Genomic DNA, 17,812 nt, shown 5'->3' on the forward strand with positions numbered 1-17,812 from the left:
GCTCAGGATGTCGATATGCCCCGTTTATCCGATGTGCGTTTTACGTTCTCCCCGTCCGCCACAGGCGTGGACTTCGAGGTGCTCGAATTCACGCTCGATGAAGCCTTGTCCGAGACCTTCCTTCTGCGCGTGGAGTTGTCGAGCTTCGATCCGGCGGTGGACTTTGGCGCGATGCTGGATCAACCGGCGCTGTTCACGATCTGGCGCGGGGATATGCCCGTGCGACACGTCCATGGCGTGGTCTCCAGCTTCGAGCAGGGCGACACCGGCTTCAGAAGGACGCGCTACCGCGCCGTGGTGGAACCCGCGTTGGCGCGCGCTGAGTTGTGCTCCGACTGGCGCATCTTCCAGCAGCAGTCGGTGCCCGACATCCTTGAGCAGATCATCAAGTCGCACGGCATCACGGACTACGAACAGGTCACCACCAACCCGCACCTGCCGCGCGAGTACTGCGTGCAGGCCGGAGAAACCGACCAGGCCTTCCTCGCCCGCCTGGCCGCGGAAGAGGGATTTTTCTACCGCTTTGCGCACACGGACAAGGGACATCGCTTGATCCACGGCGACCGGATCTATGTGCACGGCGGGATCGAAGGCGGGCCGGTGGAGTACAACTCGGCAGCCGGAGGCGACCAGCCGGCGCCCGCGCTGCGGCGCTTTACCTACGCAGAACACGTGCGCACGGCGCGCCAGACGCAGCGTGACTACACCTACACGCATCCCCAGTACGACCAGGAGCATTCGCCGGTCGCCGCCGACCTGGATCGTCAGGACCCGCGATACGAACGCTACGACTACCCCGGCCGCTACAAGCGCGACGAGGCAGGCAAGCCCTTTACGCAGAGCCGTTTGCTGGGACTGCGCCGCGACGCCCGCATGGCGCGAGTGGAGGGCGACGACGCACGCCTCGTTCCCGGCGTGGCCTTCGACCTGACCGGCCACCCCCGCGAGGACTGGAACCACGGCTGGCGCCCGGTGCGCATGCGGCACCACGGCGTGCAGCACACGAGCCAGCAGGAGGAAGGGGCCGAAGCGTCGCAGGGCACGCAGTACCGCTACACCGCCGACATCGTGCCCGACCGCGTGGACTGGAAGCCTGAACCCGCCGTCAAGCCGCGCATCGACGGCCCGCAGATAGCTTCAGTCGTGGGTCCGGCCAACGAAGAGATCTATTGCGACGAGTACGGGCGAGTAAAGGTGCAGTTTCCCTGGGATCGCCTGGGCAAGCACGACGAACACAGCTCGTGCTGGATCCGCGTGTCGCAGAACTGGGCGGGCGCGGCCTGGGGCCATATGGCGATCCCGCGCATCGGCGATCATTTCCGGAAGAACGTACCGGGCAACGAACCTGCCGCCTTACGCCTTGCCGCAGCACAAGACGCGGATGACGATCAAGAGCAAGTCCCACAAAGGCGATGGGTTCAACGAATTGCGCTTTGACGACGAGCTCGATCAGGAAGAGATCTACATCCATGCGCAGAAGGACCAGAACATCCACGTCAACCATGACGAATCCACCTTCATCGGCCACGATCGCGGCGAACAGGTCGAACACGACGAGCGCATCGTCATCGGGCATGACCGCAAGAAGACGGTGGGCAATGACGAGCAGGTCACCGTGGGGCAGGACCGGCAGCAGGACATAGGCCGCGACGACCTGCTCAGCATCGGACGCAACCACGGCATCACCATCGCCAAAGACCGTATCGAAGCGGTCGGCAACAACCGCCAGGACAGGACGACCGCAAACCACTGGGTGGAAATCGGCGGTCACCTTGAACAAAAGATCCAAGGCCATGCCGACATTCAAGTTGGCCAGCGCATCACGCATCGCACCCAGGACTACGAGATTCTCGCCGCGAATAGCCTGACCATCAGGGCGCCGGGAGGGACGTTGCGCATCGATGGCGCCGGCATCACGCTGGATGGCATTGCGATACAGATCAAAGGTCCGTTGTCGACCTCCGCTCAAGGCCACGCCAATTCGATTGCCCACAGCGGCGTCCCGGACATGGGAGAACCCGTGTGCGTGGGCTGCCTGCTGAAGGCCATCGCGGAAGGGCGCAGCCTCGTCCGGTTGGAAGGAGCGGGCGCATGACCACATCGTTTTCACAGGATCTGATCAACCCGTTGCGCAAGTCGCCGTCACATCGCCTGACCGCCATCGTGGAAATGGCGCGCTTGCCAGTGCCTGCGCGTCAGACCTTGCTGGACGGACATGCGCACACCGCGTGGCCGCTACTGAATCAACCGTGTTTCTCCAATCTTCGCGAGATGGGCCCGTGGCTGTTCGCAGCGGAGCCGGATGCCGATCTTCAACGCCAATACGACTTTCATCGCACCTTGACCGATAAAGCCGGAGACGCCCTATGCGGCTGGTTGATCAGCGCCTTGCCGCCAGCCGGACTCGCCGCGCACCTTGCCCAAGCCACGACCGCCCGAGGACCCGACGGCCACACGTACATGCTGCGCTTCCATACCGAGCTGGCGTTTCCCGTGCTTCATGCGCGGCACGATCTGCCGGGTATCGGCCACTTGCTGGCCCCCGTCCAATCCTGGTGGGTAACCGAACCTCATCCCGAGCGCAAAGCCTGGCGGCACTACCCGGGTTACGACCAGCCCCGGCATGCCGGCGTCCCGCTCATTGAGCTCGATCAGGCGTGTTGGGACGCCTTGGCGGGCGACCCGCTCAGTTATCGCCTGGCCGAACAACTCCGTGAGCCGCTCACCGCTGCGGGAATGGAGGAAAACTGTCATGGAACGCGGCTTGGATTGGTGGGATCGCTACTGCGCGAGGCGCGAGCGGGAGGATTGACGCGGCCGGGCGACCTGGCCGACTACGTCACCCTGCTTGCCCTGCACGGGCGCAAGCTGCGCGGCATCGCCGCATGGCAGGAGGCGCTGGCGGAAGCACGCAATGACGGCCAGCCCCTCGCACAGGCGCTGAAGGTGCGCGCGTTCCCAAACCTATAGAGGAAGAACCGCCATGTATGGCTGGAAAGACACTTTCGACCGATGCGAAGACAACCGCTCACTGCTCGATACCATGCTGAATCCCGGCGCGGAAGTGACCTGCACGCGCACGTTCACCATCCTGCCGCTGCGCTATGGCGCCGTCGGCGGGACCGCCGCCCAGCGCCAGTTGTTGCCGTCGCTGCCCAAGCATCTGGACAAACCCAGACAGGCGAGCGACCTGGCGGAATCGAGTTACGCGCTCCGGCCCATGCGAGCGGGCTTTCTCTATGTCCTGCTCAAACGCAAGAGCATCGGCTCTTACGCGTGGCATAGTCAATATCGCGTCTCGGAACTCGGCACGCTCGACTACATCGATGCCGAAAATCCCTGGGCGCCCCCCGCGCCGATCAGCGCCGGCAGGGACGGCATCCAGGGAATGACATGGATGCTCAAGATCAACGACCTGGACGATATCGGCGACCTGCGTCTGCTCTTCAGTCCAGCTCCCTTGACCAAGGACGTACTGCGCAAGTATCGCGTCCTGGCGTCGTATCGGGACACGCTGGCCTCCATCGATGTGGCCAAGCTCGCGTCGGCCGCTCCGCCCGAGATGGACAACGTGCTGCCTCAGCACCAGCTTGAGGCCGTGGCGGACTTTGCCGCGAACAGTCGGCCCGCGCTTCGCGATCTGCTCAAGACCCAGGCATTTCCTTCCTTTCCTCCGCCTTATATGGCCGCGCGTGCCGAGATGATGCCCGCTGGCAGCCGCAAGGAATACCGTGGCGCGGCGATTGTCGTCGACGACGCGATCGGCATCACTCAGGAGCTCAATGCCTGGCGCAACGCAAGCACCGAGCCCGTGGAAGCCTTCATGAAAACCGAGGATGGAGAAAAGCTCACCAACCATCGCAAGTTCACCATCGCTTTCGCCATCGAGAACATCAAGAAGACGCTGGCTGAAACCGCCGAGCGCGACTACTACAAGGAAGAACAGAATACCGGCGTGCGCTATACCGACCGCGAATACGAAATGAGCAATCGCCATGCCGTTGTCCAATCGGCGGGCAACTACAAAAACTACCGCAACCCAGAGCACCAGCGGCAGGTGCAGGAGCGTATCGCGGGCCAGCGGCGCCGGGAAAGCTGGGACAAGTACGCGCCGTATATCAACGAAGACATGCGCCAGGCGTTCCTGGCCGACTATCACCGCATTGTCGATGAGACGGACAAGGCCAAGGATGCCAGGGCCGCGGACCATCTGCGTTGGCTTGAGAGCGAGCCATTCCTCAACGCGCTGGACGCCTTCGACCGCGACGATACCGAACAGGGAATGCTGTTCGAAGACCAGATAGGCCGCGCCATCGCCGGCATGAACGCCACCGCCGTTGGCCACGCACTGCTAGAGCGTTGGCGCGAGGCGGGCATTTCACGAGAGAACCTGTTCTGGCGGTCGCTGGCGCAAAACCAGGAATCCGCCGAGGACGAGATCGACAAACTGTACGCCGAGCGCAGCATGCTCGCGCAGCGCGATACGCAAGCGCAACAGGATCGGATCAAGAAGCTGGCCGATCTCTTCGACAAGGCCCACGCATTGGTCGATGAATTGGCGCAGAGCACGACGGCTGGCCCGCCCGCCAGCTATCTGGTCGGCTCGGCCGTCGTCGTCAATACGCTGGGCAATACGCTATTCCAGAACAAGCTTGCCGCAGCGGTCGACAAACCCTCCAACTGGTTGTTGGCGAACGTGCTGCATGCGCGGCTGGGCCACTATGCCCAGCACTTCCGCCTGGAAACGCGCGGCGGCAAGGCGTTGAGCCAGGGCACGGTGAGACGCATGGACCGTTCCGCCGCCAGCAGCTTCGACGACGCCCTGCGCGCTGGCACAAAAGGACCCATGGCCGAAGTGCGCGTGGGCGGATTGCTGGTGGTGCTGGAGCTTTGGAACCTGACCAATCGCCTCGATGCGGTCGACAAGCACAGCAGGGAGTACGCGGAAATCGCCGCGGCGATGGTGGGGCTGACCGCAGCGGGTCTGGAGATGGGCGCCGCGGCGGCGGGCTTTGCGGAACGAAGCGGCAATGCAGCAGTTCAGCAAGGCGCCAAGGTGTTCAGGGGTGGATTGAGGCTGACGGCGGGGACGCTGGCGGGCGGGGCTGCGGCGGTGGGGGCTTGGTATGACCTTCAGGACGCAATAGAGAACTTCAAAGCAGAAAAGTTTTCCATTTCCGCACTATACGTATTGCGAGCGCTTGCCCAAACGGGAGCGGCAGGTCTCTCAATTGCGGTCGGCCTTGCGTCTGCCGGGTTCTACCTTGAATACCTAATCGAGAAACACGGTTCCAATGGCCGTTTCGGCCACGCTCTGACGTACTCCGCCAAAATATCTTCATCGCTGGCACTCCGTATGATTCCCATGCTTCGTATTTTTTTTGGGCTCAATATGGTTTTTCTTGCACTCATGGTTATCGAAATATTCTTCCTACCTAATGCCCTTGAGCGCTATCTGGACCACAGCACTTTTCGCAAGAATCGTAGCAATGGGATAACCGAATCTGAAGAGAAAGAGGTTGAAATCATGCAACGCGCGATAGGGAGTGCACTCTGATGTACTTGATTGAATGGGCGTTTCAAATATCGAAACAAGAGATGTCCTACGAGGAGTGCGACGAAGCCGTCAAGAAACAGCAGCGCAAACCTGGACAACCTGCACTCAATGCACCCGAAGGCGTGGGCGAATCAGTTTCAACATCCGTCTACGACAATGACTCCGTATATGCCCGCAATGACATCTACTTGGACGTAAGGACGATCAACGATGAGAAGCGAGGCGTGATAACGATATTCTTAGGATGGATTGGCGCTTTTCTTTTTTATATGTTGTTTGCAATAGGAGGCCTCTCGATCGAGAAAATTTTCACGGGGCACCGTAACAACGGGGAACCCCTCGCCACTTCAGACTACTTTTTTCTGATATTTATTCCCCTAATCTGCGTAGGGGCAATCTTCATATATTTCAAGTATGCATTCCCATATCTACGGTTGGAGAGTTTCACGGCCCGACGCCTGATCGTCCGTTTCAACCGCATCACTCGTAAGGTATATCTGCTACGCCCCCAAAATCTGGGGGGCATTCGAATTTTGGACTGGGAAAAGACACAAGCTGTCATCGACAAGAACATGACCGAACTGGAGGGCACAGGCGGCTTCGTCCTGCTGGCCTGGGACAGGGCCGACGGGGTGGACCTGGAGGGCAACCCCACCGACAACATCGAGTTGGCCTTCGTCGGCAAGCCCACCCGCAACGCCAGCGAACTGCTGGCCTTCTGGGAATACATCCGCCGCTACATGGAAGAAGGCCCCGCCGCTGCCCCCGCACCCAAGAAACTCATCAACAAGTTTCCCTGGCCCTGGCTGTCGCTCAAGGTCGCCTGGCGCCTGGATACCCAGTTCCTGCGTCACAGCGCATTGTGGATATTCGTGCTGATCAACATCCTGATACTGCCAGCCATTCTGATTCACGCCATCGGCCATTGGCTGTCACTGCTGCTGTGCTATGAACCCAGATTCCCACGGGTCATTGAAGAGGCCGGGAAGACGTCACCGGGCTCTTCCGACCGGTCGCCAGCCGAGCGATGAACCCAGTCTTGGCTTATCCATTCAGGAGCCCTCGATGCAACCGCTTGTTCTTGTAGGCCATCGTCACAGCTGCCCCACCCATGGAGAGGGAACCGTGGTCAGCGGCGCCGCGCACGCCCAGGTGGATGGCCGCCCGATCGCCCGTGTCGGCGACACGATAAGCTGCGGGGCGGTGATCCAGACGGGATCGCCGGCTGCGACGGTTGAAGGCCGGGCGGTCGCACGGTTGGGGGACAAGACCAGCCACGGCGGCGTGCTGATCGAGGGTGAAGGGGGCTGGCTGGTCGATTGACCGGGGCGCCCGCCTCAGAACCGGTAGGTCGCCCCGATCCCCAGCCCCGCGCTGCGCCCCGCCGCCGGCTCGTAGTAGCGCCCATTGCTTTCGTTGACGATCACCGACCCCGCGTAGTGCCGGTCGAACAGGTTGTCCACGCGCGCATAGGCATTCAATTCCCAGGCGCCCAGGATCTTCACATAGCCCACGCTGGCCGCGGCCACGAAGTAGCCTGGCGCGTCTCCGTCGTTGGCATCGTTGACGTAGATCTTGCTCAGGTAGCGCCCTTCGACCGAGGCCTGCCAGCCTTGCGGCGGCGCCCAGGCCAGGGACGCAAACACCGCCTGGCGCGCAATGCCCGGAATCTTGTTGCCGGCGCGGATGGCGCCAGCGCTGTCGTCCGAATAGCGGGCATTCAACCAGGTGTAGGCGAACTGGGTACGCCAATGCCGGGCCATTTCACCCGACCAGCCCAGCTCGACGCCGTCACGCCGCGTGCGGCCGGCGTTCTGATAGCTGCTGCGCCCGCCGGAACTGCCCGCGGACACGATCTCGTCGTTGGTGCGGGTGTGGAATACCGCCGCCGTCAGCAGCCCGCCGGCCATGCGCGATTTCACGCCCGCTTCCAGATTGGTGCTGAGCGCGGGCATCAGGCCGAAGTTGAGGCCGGGCAGGCCATCGGGCCGATACGAAATCTCGTTCAGCGTCGGGGTCTCGAAGCCGCGTCCATAAGAGGCGTAGACGCTCACGTCGGCGTTCACGGCGTAGCGCAGCGCCGCCACCGGCAGGGCCTTGCGGTAGCGCGCGCCGCCGCTGTCGTCGGCGTTGCCCGGCGCGATGTAGTGGTCGTCGGAGTCGAAGCGGACCGTGCTCCAGCGCAGCCCGGCGTCCAGGGTCCAACGCTCGGCGAAATCCCACGAAGCCTGCAGATAGGGATCCGCGTTGTACACGGTGTTGGTCTCGTCGCGCCGCAGCGCGCCGCGCACGCCGAGTTGCTGGCCAGCCCCCGCGCCGGTGAAGTTCTGGTACCCCTTGCGGTCTTCGCGCATCGAGTCGTAGGAAAAACCTCCGATCAGGGTCAGCGGCCTGCCCGCCACGTCCAGCTCGGACGTCCAGCGCAGATCCGCGCCCCCATACTGACGTTTCAGATCAATGACGCCACCGGCCTGCGTGGGCGCAAGCTGCGCCGCGGGCGGGATCGACTGGTATTGCGTGGTGTCGCGCTGGCCGTAATACACCATCAGGCGCAATGCATTGCGTCCATTCACCTGATGTTCGTAGAGCAGCCCGCCTTGCGTCTGCTTTACCGTCTTGCGGGTGTTGTATTGCTCGGCCAGCGGCGCGCTGCGCGGATCGTCCTGAAACTGCTGATACGTGAGGCCCAACGGGTCCTGCGCCGTCAGGTCCACGCTGTTGACCACCACGGTTAAGCGGCTGGCGTCGTCCAGTTGCAGGCCCAGCTTTGCATTGCCCAGGTTCTTGCGGGCGGCGCTGTGGTCGCGGTAGCCGTCGGTGGTGAACCGCGTCAGATCCACCACATAGTCCAGTTCGCCGGCACCCGTGCCCGTGATTCCGCTTGCGCGGGTGCCATAGCGCCAGGTGCCGTAGCTGCCGCCCCAACCGCTGGCCGACAGCGAGGGCGGGGACGCGCCGTCTTCCGTGAACACCTGGATCACGCCGCCCGAGGAGTTGCCGTAGATTGCCGAGAACGGCCCGCGCAGCACCTCGACACGCGCGATGGAGCCGATGTCGATGTTCGAGGTCTGCCCCTGCCCGTCGGGCATCGTGGCCGGAATGCCGTCCACGTACAAGCGCACGCCGCGCACCCCGAAGGTGGACCGCGCGCCAAAGCCGCGGCTGGAAATCTGCAGGTCCTGCGCGTAGTTCTGGCGATTCTGGATCTGCAGGCCCGGCACTCCGGCCAGGCCTTCCGACAGGTTGATACCCGGCTGCCCGCGCCGCGTGGCCGCGCCCTCCACCACGTCGACCGAAGCCGGCGTGTCCAGCACCGCCGTGCCCAGGCGAGTACCGGTCACGACGACCGGGGCCAGCGTCGGCGCCTGCGCCTGCGCCAGGGTGGCCCCGGCCGGCGCGAACGCGAGGACCGCGCCCGCCGCGCGCCGCCATGCCCCATCGCCCCGCCATCGCCGCTGCGCCAAACCGCTCTCCTGTAGCTGTGGGCGGGAATCGGTTCTAATACCCGCCATGGATAATTCGCAAGACATCGAACGCCGCCTGCTGGATCTGGAGGTGAAGGCCAGCTTCGCCGACGATCTTCTGGAGCAACTGAACCAGATCATCGTCCGCCAGCAACAGCAGATAGACCGGCTATTGCGCGAGGTCGCCGACCTGCGCCAGCAGGCGCCCGAGGGCGCCGCCCCCTTCCGCAGCCTGCGCGACGAACTGCCGCCGCACTACTGACGCGCACTACTGACGCGCGCTAATAGCGGTAGCGCAGCAGCCTCGTCATGCCTCCCAAGGGCTGAACCCTGCGCATCAGCCACAGCGCCGTCTGCGCCGGCCAGGAATACCGCGTGCGCTGACTGAGGTCTTCCGACTCGTAGCCCCCGTGCTCGGTGCGCAACCTCAGGCCCGGCACCAGCGCCTCCAGTTTCCTCGGACGGCCCAGGCTCCATCGCGTGACGGCCCCGGTTGAGCGGATCATGCGATTGTGCGCCACCCAGGTCAATCCCAACCGGTTGTAGGCATCGAAGACGATCTCGCCCGCGGGAAATCGCGTGGTGACCGCCCGCAGCAAGCGCAGCAGCGCATCCTCGGGCAGATACAAGAACAGGCCTTCCGCGACGATCAGCGTGGGCTTACCGGCGGGAATCCGCCCCAGCCACGCCAGATCGGTGACCGGCGAACCCAGCAAACTGCAGCCCGGCCTGACGGGATACAGCTTGCGCCGCAGCTCGATGACCTCGGGATAGTCGACCTCGAACCAATCGACCCCGAACGGCGGGTCCACCCTGAACACCCGGGTGTCCAGTCCGCACCCAAGGTGCAGCACCGTGGCGTCGCCATGCGCGGCAATGAACTCGCGGGCCCACCCGTCCAGCGTATGGGCCCGCGTCGCCAGGCCGATCATTTCGTCGCGGCGCATGCGCAGCCGGGAAAAATCGTGGTCGATACGGGCGACGGCCGCCGCCGCGTGGTGGTCCCTCAGCAAGGAGCCCGGCAGGCGGCTTTCCTGCGCCTTGGCGTAAAGCGTGATGAGGAGCGTCGCCTTTTCACGCGTGAGATGGATCTTTTCCATGCTGGCCCCGTCAGTCGTGCGCCAGCGCCTATCCCATAAATGGGGCATCTAAGCAAAACAATGCTTATTACCTCCATGAATGGAATTATCTTTTACGGATATACGGGTTTATCCCTACCTAGAAACGGCGCAACATTGAGTCATCGGGAAACAGCAACGAAGGACGACGGATAGGCCGCCGGATTCGCTCCCAAGCTCTTGAAATCGGAGGTTTACCATGAAGACCCTTGCTACCGCTTTGATGTTCTCGCTATCTGCACTGAGCGCCGGCGCCTACGCCGCCTCGCCCAACATCGAACCCAACAACGTTCCCTTCCAGGGCGTTTACGGCACCCCCTACGAAGGCCCCACCCGCGCCCAGGTGCAGGCCGAACTGGCCGCCGCCAAGGCCGCCGACAAGGCCGCGGGCCGCGATTCCAGCGTCGAACCGAACAACGTGCCCTTCCAGGGCGTGTTTGGCACGCCCCACACCGGCAAGACCCGCGCCGAGGTGCAGACCGAACTGGCCGCCGCCAAGGCCGCTGACAAGGCCGCCGGCCGCGATTCCAGCGTCGAACCGAACAACGTGCCCTTCCAGGGCGTGTATCACGGCAGCAACTAAGCCGCCCCACCGATTTACCCTCCCCTTGTTGTACCTTGGCCGCCCCGGTTGGGCGGCCTTTTTTGGCGTACTATCGGCTCAGATTCACGGTTCAGGCCCACGTGCCGCAATATCGACTCTACCGATCAGGGAGCAAATCTTGAGATATACCCGCGTTCTCGCTGCGTTGCTTATGTCTTGCGGGCTGACGGCGGCAGCCGTCGCCGCGCCACCGGTAATGCTGAACGACGCCCTCATCACGCAGATCTCCAAGGCCGACCGCGCATCGTTCCACGAAGCGGTGGCGCAATCGCTGAATCAGTCGGCCGATGGCCAGCGCACCGAATGGACCAGCACCGTCCAGCGCAAAAAGGCCGCGCCGATCACGGTGCAACTGACGCCCACCCAGACCACGAAGGCCAAGAACGACCGCGTCTGCCGCTTCCTGGTCGGCGAATTTGCCCGTACCACCACCACGGAAAAATGGCAGTTCTGGTTCTGCAAGCAGCCGGACGGCACCTGGAAGGCCAGCAGCAACTGATCCCGTGCAGGGGGCGTGACGCCCACCCATGAAAAATGCGCGCCGGCTCCGGAAGGAGCGGCGCGCATTTTCTTGCCCGCGAATGCGGCATTGGCTGAACCGGCCGCGCGGGACGCGCGGCGCGGCAGGAACAGCCAGGTACGGACGGCTTAAGGAGCTTCCACCCGGTTGGCGTCCAGCACCGTCATGGCAGCCATGTTGATGATGCGGCGCACGGTGGAGCTGGAGGTCAGGATATGCACCGGCGCATTTGCGCCCAGCAGGAACGGACCCACCGCCACGTTGCCGCCGGCCGCCGTCTTGAGCAGGTTGTAGGCGATGTTGCCCGAGTCCACGTTCGGGCACACCAGCAGGTTGGCTTCGCCCTTGAGCGAGGACGACGGCAGGATGCGCATGCGCAGCGCCTCGTCCAGCGCGCAGTCACCGTGCATCTCGCCGTCGATCTCCAGTTCCGGATCGATCTGGCGCACTAGTTCCAGCGCGCGGCGCATCTTGGCGCCCGACGCCGAACTGCCCGAACCGAAGTTCGAGCGCGACAGCAGCGCGACCTTGGGCGCCAGGTTCATGCGCGCCATTTCCTGCGCCGCCATCACGGTGAATTCCGCGATCTGCTCGGCCGTGGGCTCGTCGTTGACATGCGTGTCCACCAGCACCACCGTGCGCTCGTTGAGCAGCAGGATGTTCATGGCGGCGTACACGTTGTGGCCCGGACGGCGGCCGATGACTTCGTCCACGAAACGCAGGTGGTCGTGATAGGCGCCGACCGTGCCGCAGACCAGTCCGTCGGCATCGCCCAGGTGCACCATCATCGCGCCGATCAGGGTCAGGCGGCGGCGCATTTCGACGCGCGCCATTTCCTTGGTGATGCCGCGGCGGCACATCAGTTCCCAGTACGTCGTCCAGTACTGGTGGAAGCGTTCGTCGTATTCCGGGTTGGTGACTTCCACGTCCTCGCCCAGGCGCAGGCGCAGGCCGAATTTCTCGATGCGCGACAGCAGCACGGCGGGACGGCCCACCAGAATGGGACGGGCCAGGCCTTCGTCCACGATCACCTGCACGGCGCGCAACACGCGTTCGTCTTCGCCCTCGGTGAAGACGATGCGCGATTTGCCGCCGCCGCGCACGATGCGCTTGGCCGCCGAGAACAGCGGCTTCATGAACGCGCCCGAGTGGTACACGAACTGCTGGAGCTGCTCTTCGTAGGCTTCCAGGTCGGCCAGCGGACGCGTCGCCACGCCGCCGTCCATCGCCGCCTTGGCCACCGCCGGCGCGATGCGCACGATCAGGCGCGGGTCGAACGGCTTGGGAATCAGGTATTCAGGGCCGAACGAAATGTCGTAGGTGCCATAGGCGGCCGCGACCACTTCATTCTGTTCCTCTTCGGCCAACTGGGCGATGGCATGCACCGCCGCCATTTCCATTTCGCGCGTGATGGTCGTGGCGCCCACGTCCAGCGCGCCACGGAAAATGTACGGAAAGCACAGCACGTTGTTGNATGGCATGCACCGCCGCCATTTCCATTTCGCGCGTGATGGTCGTGGCGCCCACGTCCAGCGCGCCACGGAAAATGTACGGAAAGCACAGCACGTTGTTGACCTGGTTCGGGTARTCCGAACGGCCCGTGGCCATGACGACATCGTCGCGCACGCCGTGCGCCACTTCCGGCAGGATCTCGGGCGTGGGGTTGGCCAGCGCCAGGATCAGCGGGCGCGGGCCCATGGCCGCCACCATGTCGGGCTTGAGCACGCCGCCGGCCGACAGGCCCAGGAACACGTCCGCGYCCTGRATCACCTCGGCCAGCTTGCGCGCGTCGGTCTTTTGCGCAAAGCGCGCCTTGTCCGGRTCCATCAGCACGGTGCGGCCCTCRWAGACCACGCCTTCGATGTCGGTGACCCAGACATTTTCCAGCGGCAGGCCCAGGTCCACCATCAGGTCCAGGCAGGCGAGCGCCGCCGCGCCCGCGCCCGAGGTCACCACCTTGACCGTCTTGATGTCCTTGCCCACGACCTTCAGGCCGTTGATGAAGGCGGCCGACACGGTGATGGCCGTGCCGTGCTGGTCGTCGTGGAAGACGGGGATCTTCATGCGTTCACGGAGCTTGCGCTCGACGGTGAAGCACTCGGGCGCCTTGATGTCTTCGAGGTTGATGCCGCCGAAGGTGGCYTCCAGGCCGGCGATGATCTCGACCAGCTTGTCCGGGTCGGTTTCGTYGATCTCGATGTCGAACACATCCAGGCCGGCAAACTTCTTGAACAGCACCGCCTTGCCTTCCATGACCGGCTTGGAGGCCAGCGCGCCGATGTTGCCCAGGCCCAGCACCGCGGTGCCGTTGGTGATCACGCCGACCAGGTTGCCGCGGGCGGTGTANTGCCTTCCATGACCGGCTTGGAGGCCAGCGCGCCGATGTTGCCCAGGCCCAGCACCGCGGTGCCGTTGGTGATCACGCCGACCAGGTTGCCGCGGGCGGTGTARCGAAACACGTTGGCGGGATCCGCCACGATTTCCTCACAGGCCGCCGCCACGCCGGGCGARTACGCCAGCGCCAGGTCGCGCTGGTTCACCAACGGCTTGGAGGCCACGACTGAGATCTTTCCGGGAGTGGGGTACTCGTGATAGTCCAACGCCGCCTGGCGGTCTGATTGCGTGTTCATGGGCTTTAGCCTCGCTGTCTTGAATATGCAAAAATTCTAGGCTTCCAGACATAAGGCGATCATTCGGATTTAATATTGTTCCATTACCTTTACCTTATGACCTCTCTATGACGGCCTTTGATCCGGATGCCGTTATCCGGAAATTGACCTCGCGCCTGAAGATGCGCCACCTCATGCTGCTGCTGCAAATCGAGCAGCATGGGTCGCTGACCCGGGTGGCGGAACACATGGCCACTAGCCAGCCCGCCGTGACGAACGCCCTGGCCGAACTGGAAAGCATGTTCGACGTGCCCCTCTTCGACCGCTCCGTTCGGGGCATGACGCCCACGCCGCTGGGCGCGGTGGTGCTGGCCCGGGCCCGGGGCCTCGTCCACGACCTGGGGCATCTGGTGCAGGAAATGGAAGCCGTGGCCGCCGGCCATGCCGCCCACCTGCATATCGGCGTCATTCCCTTCGTCTCCGGCCAGATGCTATCGGCGGCCATCGGCCGCACCTTGCCGCAAGGCCGCCGGATCACCGCCACCATCCACGAAGGCCAGGGGCCCGCCCTGCTGCGGCAACTGCGCGACCACACGCTGGACATCGTCGTGGGCTGGGCCACGCCCTCGGTGGACCTGAGCAATATCGATTTCGAGGTGCTCTACCACCAGCAGCCGCGCCTGATCGCCAGCCGCCGGCTGGCCGCCCGGCTGGGCCGTTCGCGGCTGGAATGGAACCGGCTGGCCGACCTGGACTGGATCCTGGGCACGCCCGGCAGTCCGATCCGCGAACAGGTGGCCGACATTTTCCTGCGCGCCGGACTGGCGCCGCCGCCCCCTTCCGTGCAAAGCGACTCCTCCAAGCTGATCGGGGAAATGATCGTGGCCAGCGACCGCGCCGTGTCGATTCTGCCCGCCGATATCGCCGACGAACTGGTGCGCATCGCCGGCGCGGCCATCGTGCCTTACTCCTTTGACTGGACCCTGCCCCCGATCTCGCTGTTCACCCGCGCCGACGGACTGCGGCGCAACGTGGACGCCTTGTTCGCGTCGGCCTTGCGCGAGGTCTACACCAAGGGCGCGCGCCCGCCCATGTAGCGCCGGCCGCGCGCCCAAGGGCGGGTATCATGAAAGCCGGACTGACCTGTGCGGCCCGCGGCTTGCGGCCCGGTCACGGCGCCAGTTCCCCCGGGAGGCCGTAGATGACGCAGGCGAACACGCAGGCCCCGCACGCTCCTCAGCCCTGGCACCAGCTTTCCGTCGACCAGACGTTCAGCAGCCAGGTCACCAGCCCGTCCGGCCTGTCGCAGGACCAGATCCGGCGCAGGCAGGAGACCTTCGGTTTGAACGCCCTGCCCCCGCCGGTGCGCCGCAGCGCGTGGCTGCGGTTTCTGGGCCATTTCAACGATGTGCTGATCTACATCCTGCTGGGCGCGGCGGCGGTCACGTCCTTGATGGGGCATTGGCTGGACACCGCCGTGATCCTGGCGGTCGCGATCATCAACGCCGTCATCGGCTATGTGCAGGAAAGCAAGGCCGAACGCTCCCTGGACGGCATCCGCGGCATGCTGTCGAACCACGCCCGCGTGGTGCGCGACGGCCAGAAGGAAGATATCGACGCCCGCGATCTGGTCCCCGGCGACATCGTGATCCTGCGCCCGGGGGACAAGATCCCCGCCGACGTCCGGCTGTTCGATACGCATCACTTCCGCGTCGAGGAATCGATGCTGACCGGCGAGTCCACCATCGTCGAAAAGCACGATGCGCCGCTGGCGGGCGACGCCCCGCTGGGCGACCGCCTGAACCTGGGGTTTTCCGGCACCCATGTCAGCGCGGGCAACGCGCGCGGCATCGTTGTCACGACAGGCAGCGACACCGAGATCGGCCACATCAACCGCATGATGAGCGATGTGCGGACGCTGCAGACGCCGCTGCTGCGGCAGATGGAACAGTTGGGCAAGCGCATTTTCCAGGTGGTGCTGGTCATGGTGGCGGCCCTGTTCCTGATCGGCCGCTATCTGCTCGACATGCCCCTGGCCGATCTGCTCCTGTCGCTGATCAGCATCGCGGTGGCGGCCGTGCCCGAGGGCCTGCCCGCCATCATCTCCATCATTCTGTCGCTGGGCGTACAGCGGATGGCGCGCAACCGCGCCATCATCCGCAAGCTCCCCACCGTGGAGACGCTGGGCGCGATGACGGTGATCTGCTCGGACAAGACCGGCACCCTGACCATGAACGAGATGACGGCCAGGAACGTGCTGCTTGCGGAAGGGACCTACCGCGTGGCCGGAGACAACACCCCGCCCGTGGGCGAGATCACCCGGGAATCCGACGGCCTGCCCGTGGACTGGCAGCGCGAAGACGCACTGACGCGCTTCGTGCGCGCGTCGGCCATCTGCAACGACAGCCAGCTCCACGAGGACGCCGACGGCCAGTGGCGCATCGTGGGCGCGCCCACCGAAGGCGCCATGATGGTGCTGGCCGCCAAGGCCGGGCAGGGCCTGGACGGCGTGGACAAACACGGCAAGGTGCCGTTCGACTCCACCTACAAGTACATGGCGCGCCGTTGCGACGACCACGGCCAGAACCTGATCTACGTGACGGGCGCGCCCGATGTGCTGTTCCGCCTGTGCGCGCGGGAACAGGGCGAACAGGGGCCGCGGGCGCTGCGCCTGGACTACTGGGAAAAGGGCCTGGAAGCCTTCGCGCACCAGGGGCTGCGCACCCTGGCCGCCGCCTACAAACCAGGCGCGGCGGGCGCGACCGCGCTGGATCATGCGGATTTCCAGGAAGGCCTGATATTGCTGGGCGTGGCCGGCATCATGGACCCGCCGCGCCCCGAGGCCATCGTCGCCATCGCCCACTGCAATCAGGCGGGCATCCGCGTAAAGATGATCACCGGAGACCATCCGGAAACCGCGATGGCGATCGGGGCCATGCTGGGCATGACCCACACGAGCGATGCGATCACCGGCGCACAGCTCCAGCACATCGGCGACGAGGAACTGGCCCGGCTCGCGCGCGACCACGACATCTTTGCCCGCACCAGCCCAGAACACAAGCTGCGCCTGGTGCGCGCGCTGCAAAGTTTGGGCGAAGTCGTCGGCATGACGGGGGACGGCGTCAACGACGCCCCCGCGCTCAAGCAGGCCGACGTCGGCGTGGCCATGGGCATCAAGGGCACGGAGGTCACCAAGGAAGCCGCCGACATGGTGCTGGCCGACGACAACTTCGCCTCTATCGCCTATGCCGTGCGCGAGGGCCGGCGCGTCTACGACAACCTGAAAAAGACCATACTCTTCATCCTGCCCACCAACCTGGCGCAGGCGCTGCTCGTCATCGCGGCGATCCTGGGCGGCGCGCTGGCGCCGCTGTCGCCGCTGCAGATCCTGTGGATGAACATGGCGACATCCACCACGCTGTCGTTCGGCCTGGCGTTCGAACCCGCCGAACCCGGCATGATGCACCGGCCGCCGCGCGCCCCGGGCAAATCCATCCTGGACGGCTTCGCCATCTGGCGCATCGCCTTTGTGGGGGTTCTGTTCACCGCCACGGCGTTCGTCATCGAGAGAAGCCTGATCGCCGCCGGCCGGGAACCGGACTTCATCCGCACGGTCATCCTGCAGACACTGGTGACCGCGCAGTGGACCTACCTGTTGAACTGCCGGTTGCAGGACCGGTTCTCGCTCACGCTCAGCATGTTCCGCAACAAGGCGCTGTGGCTCGTCACCATCGCGCTGGGGCTGCTGCAATGCGCCGTGATCTATCTGCCCTGGATGAACCGGGTGTTCGGCACCGTGCCGTTGCCGCCGGAGTACTGGACGCTGACGCTGGTCGCGGCCGCGGGGATCTTTTGCATCATCGAACTCGAAAAGCTGATTCTGCGCACGTGGCGCGCGCGGCGCGCCCGGCCCGTGCTGGCGCAACGCCCCGCGTCCTGA

General features: G+C 64.5%; 14 protein-coding genes and 2 pseudogenes. 11 read left to right on the forward strand and 5 right to left on the reverse strand.

Going from position 1 to position 17,812, the window contains the following annotated elements; genetic code table 11:
* Positions 1-15: 15 nt before the first annotated feature.
* Genes tssI through ASE30_RS10395 form a run of 6 tightly spaced genes read left to right on the forward strand, consistent with a single transcriptional unit; the run spans position 16 to position 6,880 of the window.
* Positions 16-1,437 (forward strand): type VI secretion system tip protein TssI/VgrG, encoded by a 1,422-nt coding sequence (tssI, locus tag ASE30_RS10375; RefSeq protein WP_235515242.1) that lies wholly within the window; start codon positions 16-18, stop codon positions 1,435-1,437.
* Positions 1,382-2,095 carry a Rhs element Vgr protein gene (locus ASE30_RS29495; RefSeq protein ID WP_235515243.1) on the forward strand — a complete coding sequence of 238 codons (714 nt, stop codon included), beginning with the start codon at positions 1,382-1,384 and terminating at the stop codon, positions 2,093-2,095. Before tssI ends, ASE30_RS29495 begins: the two co-directional genes overlap by 56 nt.
* Positions 2,092-2,970, forward strand: coding sequence for a DUF4123 domain-containing protein (locus tag ASE30_RS10380; protein WP_057284220.1), 879 nt, complete (start codon positions 2,092-2,094; stop codon positions 2,968-2,970). The genes ASE30_RS29495 and ASE30_RS10380 overlap by 4 nt, the downstream gene beginning before the upstream one ends.
* A 13-nt stretch (positions 2,971-2,983) precedes the next feature.
* Positions 2,984-5,557 (forward strand): T6SS effector BTH_I2691 family protein, encoded by a 2,574-nt coding sequence (locus ASE30_RS10385; RefSeq protein ID WP_057284221.1) that lies wholly within the window; start codon positions 2,984-2,986, stop codon positions 5,555-5,557.
* Positions 5,557-6,588: a DUF6708 domain-containing protein gene (locus ASE30_RS10390; protein WP_057284222.1), complete on the forward strand. Its 1,032-nt coding sequence runs from the start codon at positions 5,557-5,559 to the stop codon at positions 6,586-6,588. Before ASE30_RS10385 ends, ASE30_RS10390 begins: the two co-directional genes overlap by 1 nt.
* A 34-nt stretch (positions 6,589-6,622) precedes the next feature.
* Complete coding sequence (locus ASE30_RS10395) at positions 6,623-6,880, forward strand: PAAR domain-containing protein (protein WP_057284223.1); 258 nt, start codon at positions 6,623-6,625, stop codon at positions 6,878-6,880.
* Between the two features lie 14 nt (positions 6,881-6,894).
* On the opposite strand, the gene ASE30_RS10400 is transcribed toward ASE30_RS10395, so the two are convergent.
* Positions 6,895-9,069 (reverse strand): TonB-dependent receptor domain-containing protein, encoded by a 2,175-nt coding sequence (locus ASE30_RS10400; protein WP_369819315.1) that lies wholly within the window; start codon positions 9,067-9,069, stop codon positions 6,895-6,897.
* Here ASE30_RS10400 and ASE30_RS10405 point away from each other — a divergent pair.
* The gene (locus ASE30_RS10405; protein WP_057284224.1) at positions 9,068-9,283 is read left to right on the forward strand and encodes a SlyX family protein; all 216 of its coding nucleotides are present in this window, start codon (positions 9,068-9,070) and stop codon (positions 9,281-9,283) included. The genes ASE30_RS10400 and ASE30_RS10405 overlap by 2 nt on opposite strands.
* Before the next feature lie 19 nt (positions 9,284-9,302).
* On the opposite strand, the gene ASE30_RS10410 is transcribed toward ASE30_RS10405, so the two are convergent.
* Positions 9,303-10,121, reverse strand: a complete 819-nt coding sequence (locus tag ASE30_RS10410) for a class I SAM-dependent methyltransferase (RefSeq protein WP_057284225.1) — start codon at positions 10,119-10,121, stop codon at positions 9,303-9,305.
* A gap of 217 nt (positions 10,122-10,338) precedes the next feature.
* On the opposite strand from ASE30_RS10410, the gene ASE30_RS10415 reads away from it, so the two are divergent.
* Together ASE30_RS10415 and ASE30_RS10420 are read left to right on the forward strand one after the other, a co-directional pair.
* On the forward strand, positions 10,339-10,722 hold the full coding sequence (locus ASE30_RS10415; protein WP_057284226.1) for a DUF4148 domain-containing protein: 384 nt from the start codon (positions 10,339-10,341) through the stop codon (positions 10,720-10,722).
* 217 nt (positions 10,723-10,939) lie between these two features.
* On the forward strand, positions 10,940-11,242 hold the full coding sequence (locus tag ASE30_RS10420; protein WP_235515244.1) for a hypothetical protein: 303 nt from the start codon (positions 10,940-10,942) through the stop codon (positions 11,240-11,242).
* Between the two features lie 149 nt (positions 11,243-11,391).
* Here ASE30_RS10420 and ASE30_RS29500 read toward each other — a convergent pair.
* From ASE30_RS29500 to ASE30_RS10430, 3 genes and pseudogenes are all read right to left on the reverse strand, one after another.
* Positions 11,392-12,736 (reverse strand): phosphate acyltransferase (locus ASE30_RS29500; protein WP_255366945.1); only part of this gene is annotated, 1,345 nt, incomplete at its 5' end.
* Between the two features lies 1 nt (position 12,737).
* Positions 12,738-13,609, reverse strand: a pseudogene (locus ASE30_RS29505) (malic enzyme-like NAD(P)-binding protein); the annotation flags it as partial.
* 1 nt (position 13,610) lies between these two features.
* Positions 13,611-13,893, reverse strand: a pseudogene (locus ASE30_RS10430) (NADP-dependent malic enzyme); the annotation flags it as partial.
* Positions 13,894-14,000: 107 nt separating this feature from the next.
* Here ASE30_RS10430 and ASE30_RS10435 point away from each other — a divergent pair.
* Complete coding sequence (locus ASE30_RS10435) at positions 14,001-14,969, forward strand: LysR substrate-binding domain-containing protein (protein ID WP_057284229.1); 969 nt, start codon at positions 14,001-14,003, stop codon at positions 14,967-14,969.
* 104 nt (positions 14,970-15,073) lie between these two features.
* Positions 15,074-17,812 (forward strand): cation-transporting P-type ATPase, encoded by a 2,739-nt coding sequence (locus ASE30_RS10440; RefSeq protein ID WP_057284230.1) that lies wholly within the window; start codon positions 15,074-15,076, stop codon positions 17,810-17,812.

The organism is Achromobacter sp. Root83 (assembly GCF_001428845.1).
Classification (GTDB): domain Bacteria; phylum Pseudomonadota; class Gammaproteobacteria; order Burkholderiales; family Burkholderiaceae_B; genus Achromobacter.

Coding starts and splice junctions, on each gene's coding strand:
- tssI (WP_235515242.1), top strand. CDS start 16: ATGCCCCGTTTATCCGATGTGCGTTTTACGTTCTCCCCGTCCGCCACA.
- ASE30_RS29495 (WP_235515243.1), top strand. CDS start 1,382: ATGACGATCAAGAGCAAGTCCCACAAAGGCGATGGGTTCAACGAATTG.
- ASE30_RS10380 (WP_057284220.1), top strand. CDS start 2,092: ATGACCACATCGTTTTCACAGGATCTGATCAACCCGTTGCGCAAGTCG.
- ASE30_RS10385 (WP_057284221.1), top strand. CDS start 2,984: ATGTATGGCTGGAAAGACACTTTCGACCGATGCGAAGACAACCGCTCA.
- ASE30_RS10390 (WP_057284222.1), top strand. CDS start 5,557: ATGTACTTGATTGAATGGGCGTTTCAAATATCGAAACAAGAGATGTCC.
- ASE30_RS10395 (WP_057284223.1), top strand. CDS start 6,623: ATGCAACCGCTTGTTCTTGTAGGCCATCGTCACAGCTGCCCCACCCAT.
- ASE30_RS10405 (WP_057284224.1), top strand. CDS start 9,068: ATGGATAATTCGCAAGACATCGAACGCCGCCTGCTGGATCTGGAGGTG.
- ASE30_RS10400 (WP_369819315.1), bottom strand. CDS start 9,069: ATGGCGGGTATTAGAACCGATTCCCGCCCACAGCTACAGGAGAGCGGT.
- ASE30_RS10410 (WP_057284225.1), bottom strand. CDS start 10,121: ATGGAAAAGATCCATCTCACGCGTGAAAAGGCGACGCTCCTCATCACG.
- ASE30_RS10415 (WP_057284226.1), top strand. CDS start 10,339: ATGAAGACCCTTGCTACCGCTTTGATGTTCTCGCTATCTGCACTGAGC.
- ASE30_RS10420 (WP_235515244.1), top strand. CDS start 10,940: ATGCTGAACGACGCCCTCATCACGCAGATCTCCAAGGCCGACCGCGCA.
- ASE30_RS10435 (WP_057284229.1), top strand. CDS start 14,001: ATGACGGCCTTTGATCCGGATGCCGTTATCCGGAAATTGACCTCGCGC.
- ASE30_RS10440 (WP_057284230.1), top strand. CDS start 15,074: ATGACGCAGGCGAACACGCAGGCCCCGCACGCTCCTCAGCCCTGGCAC.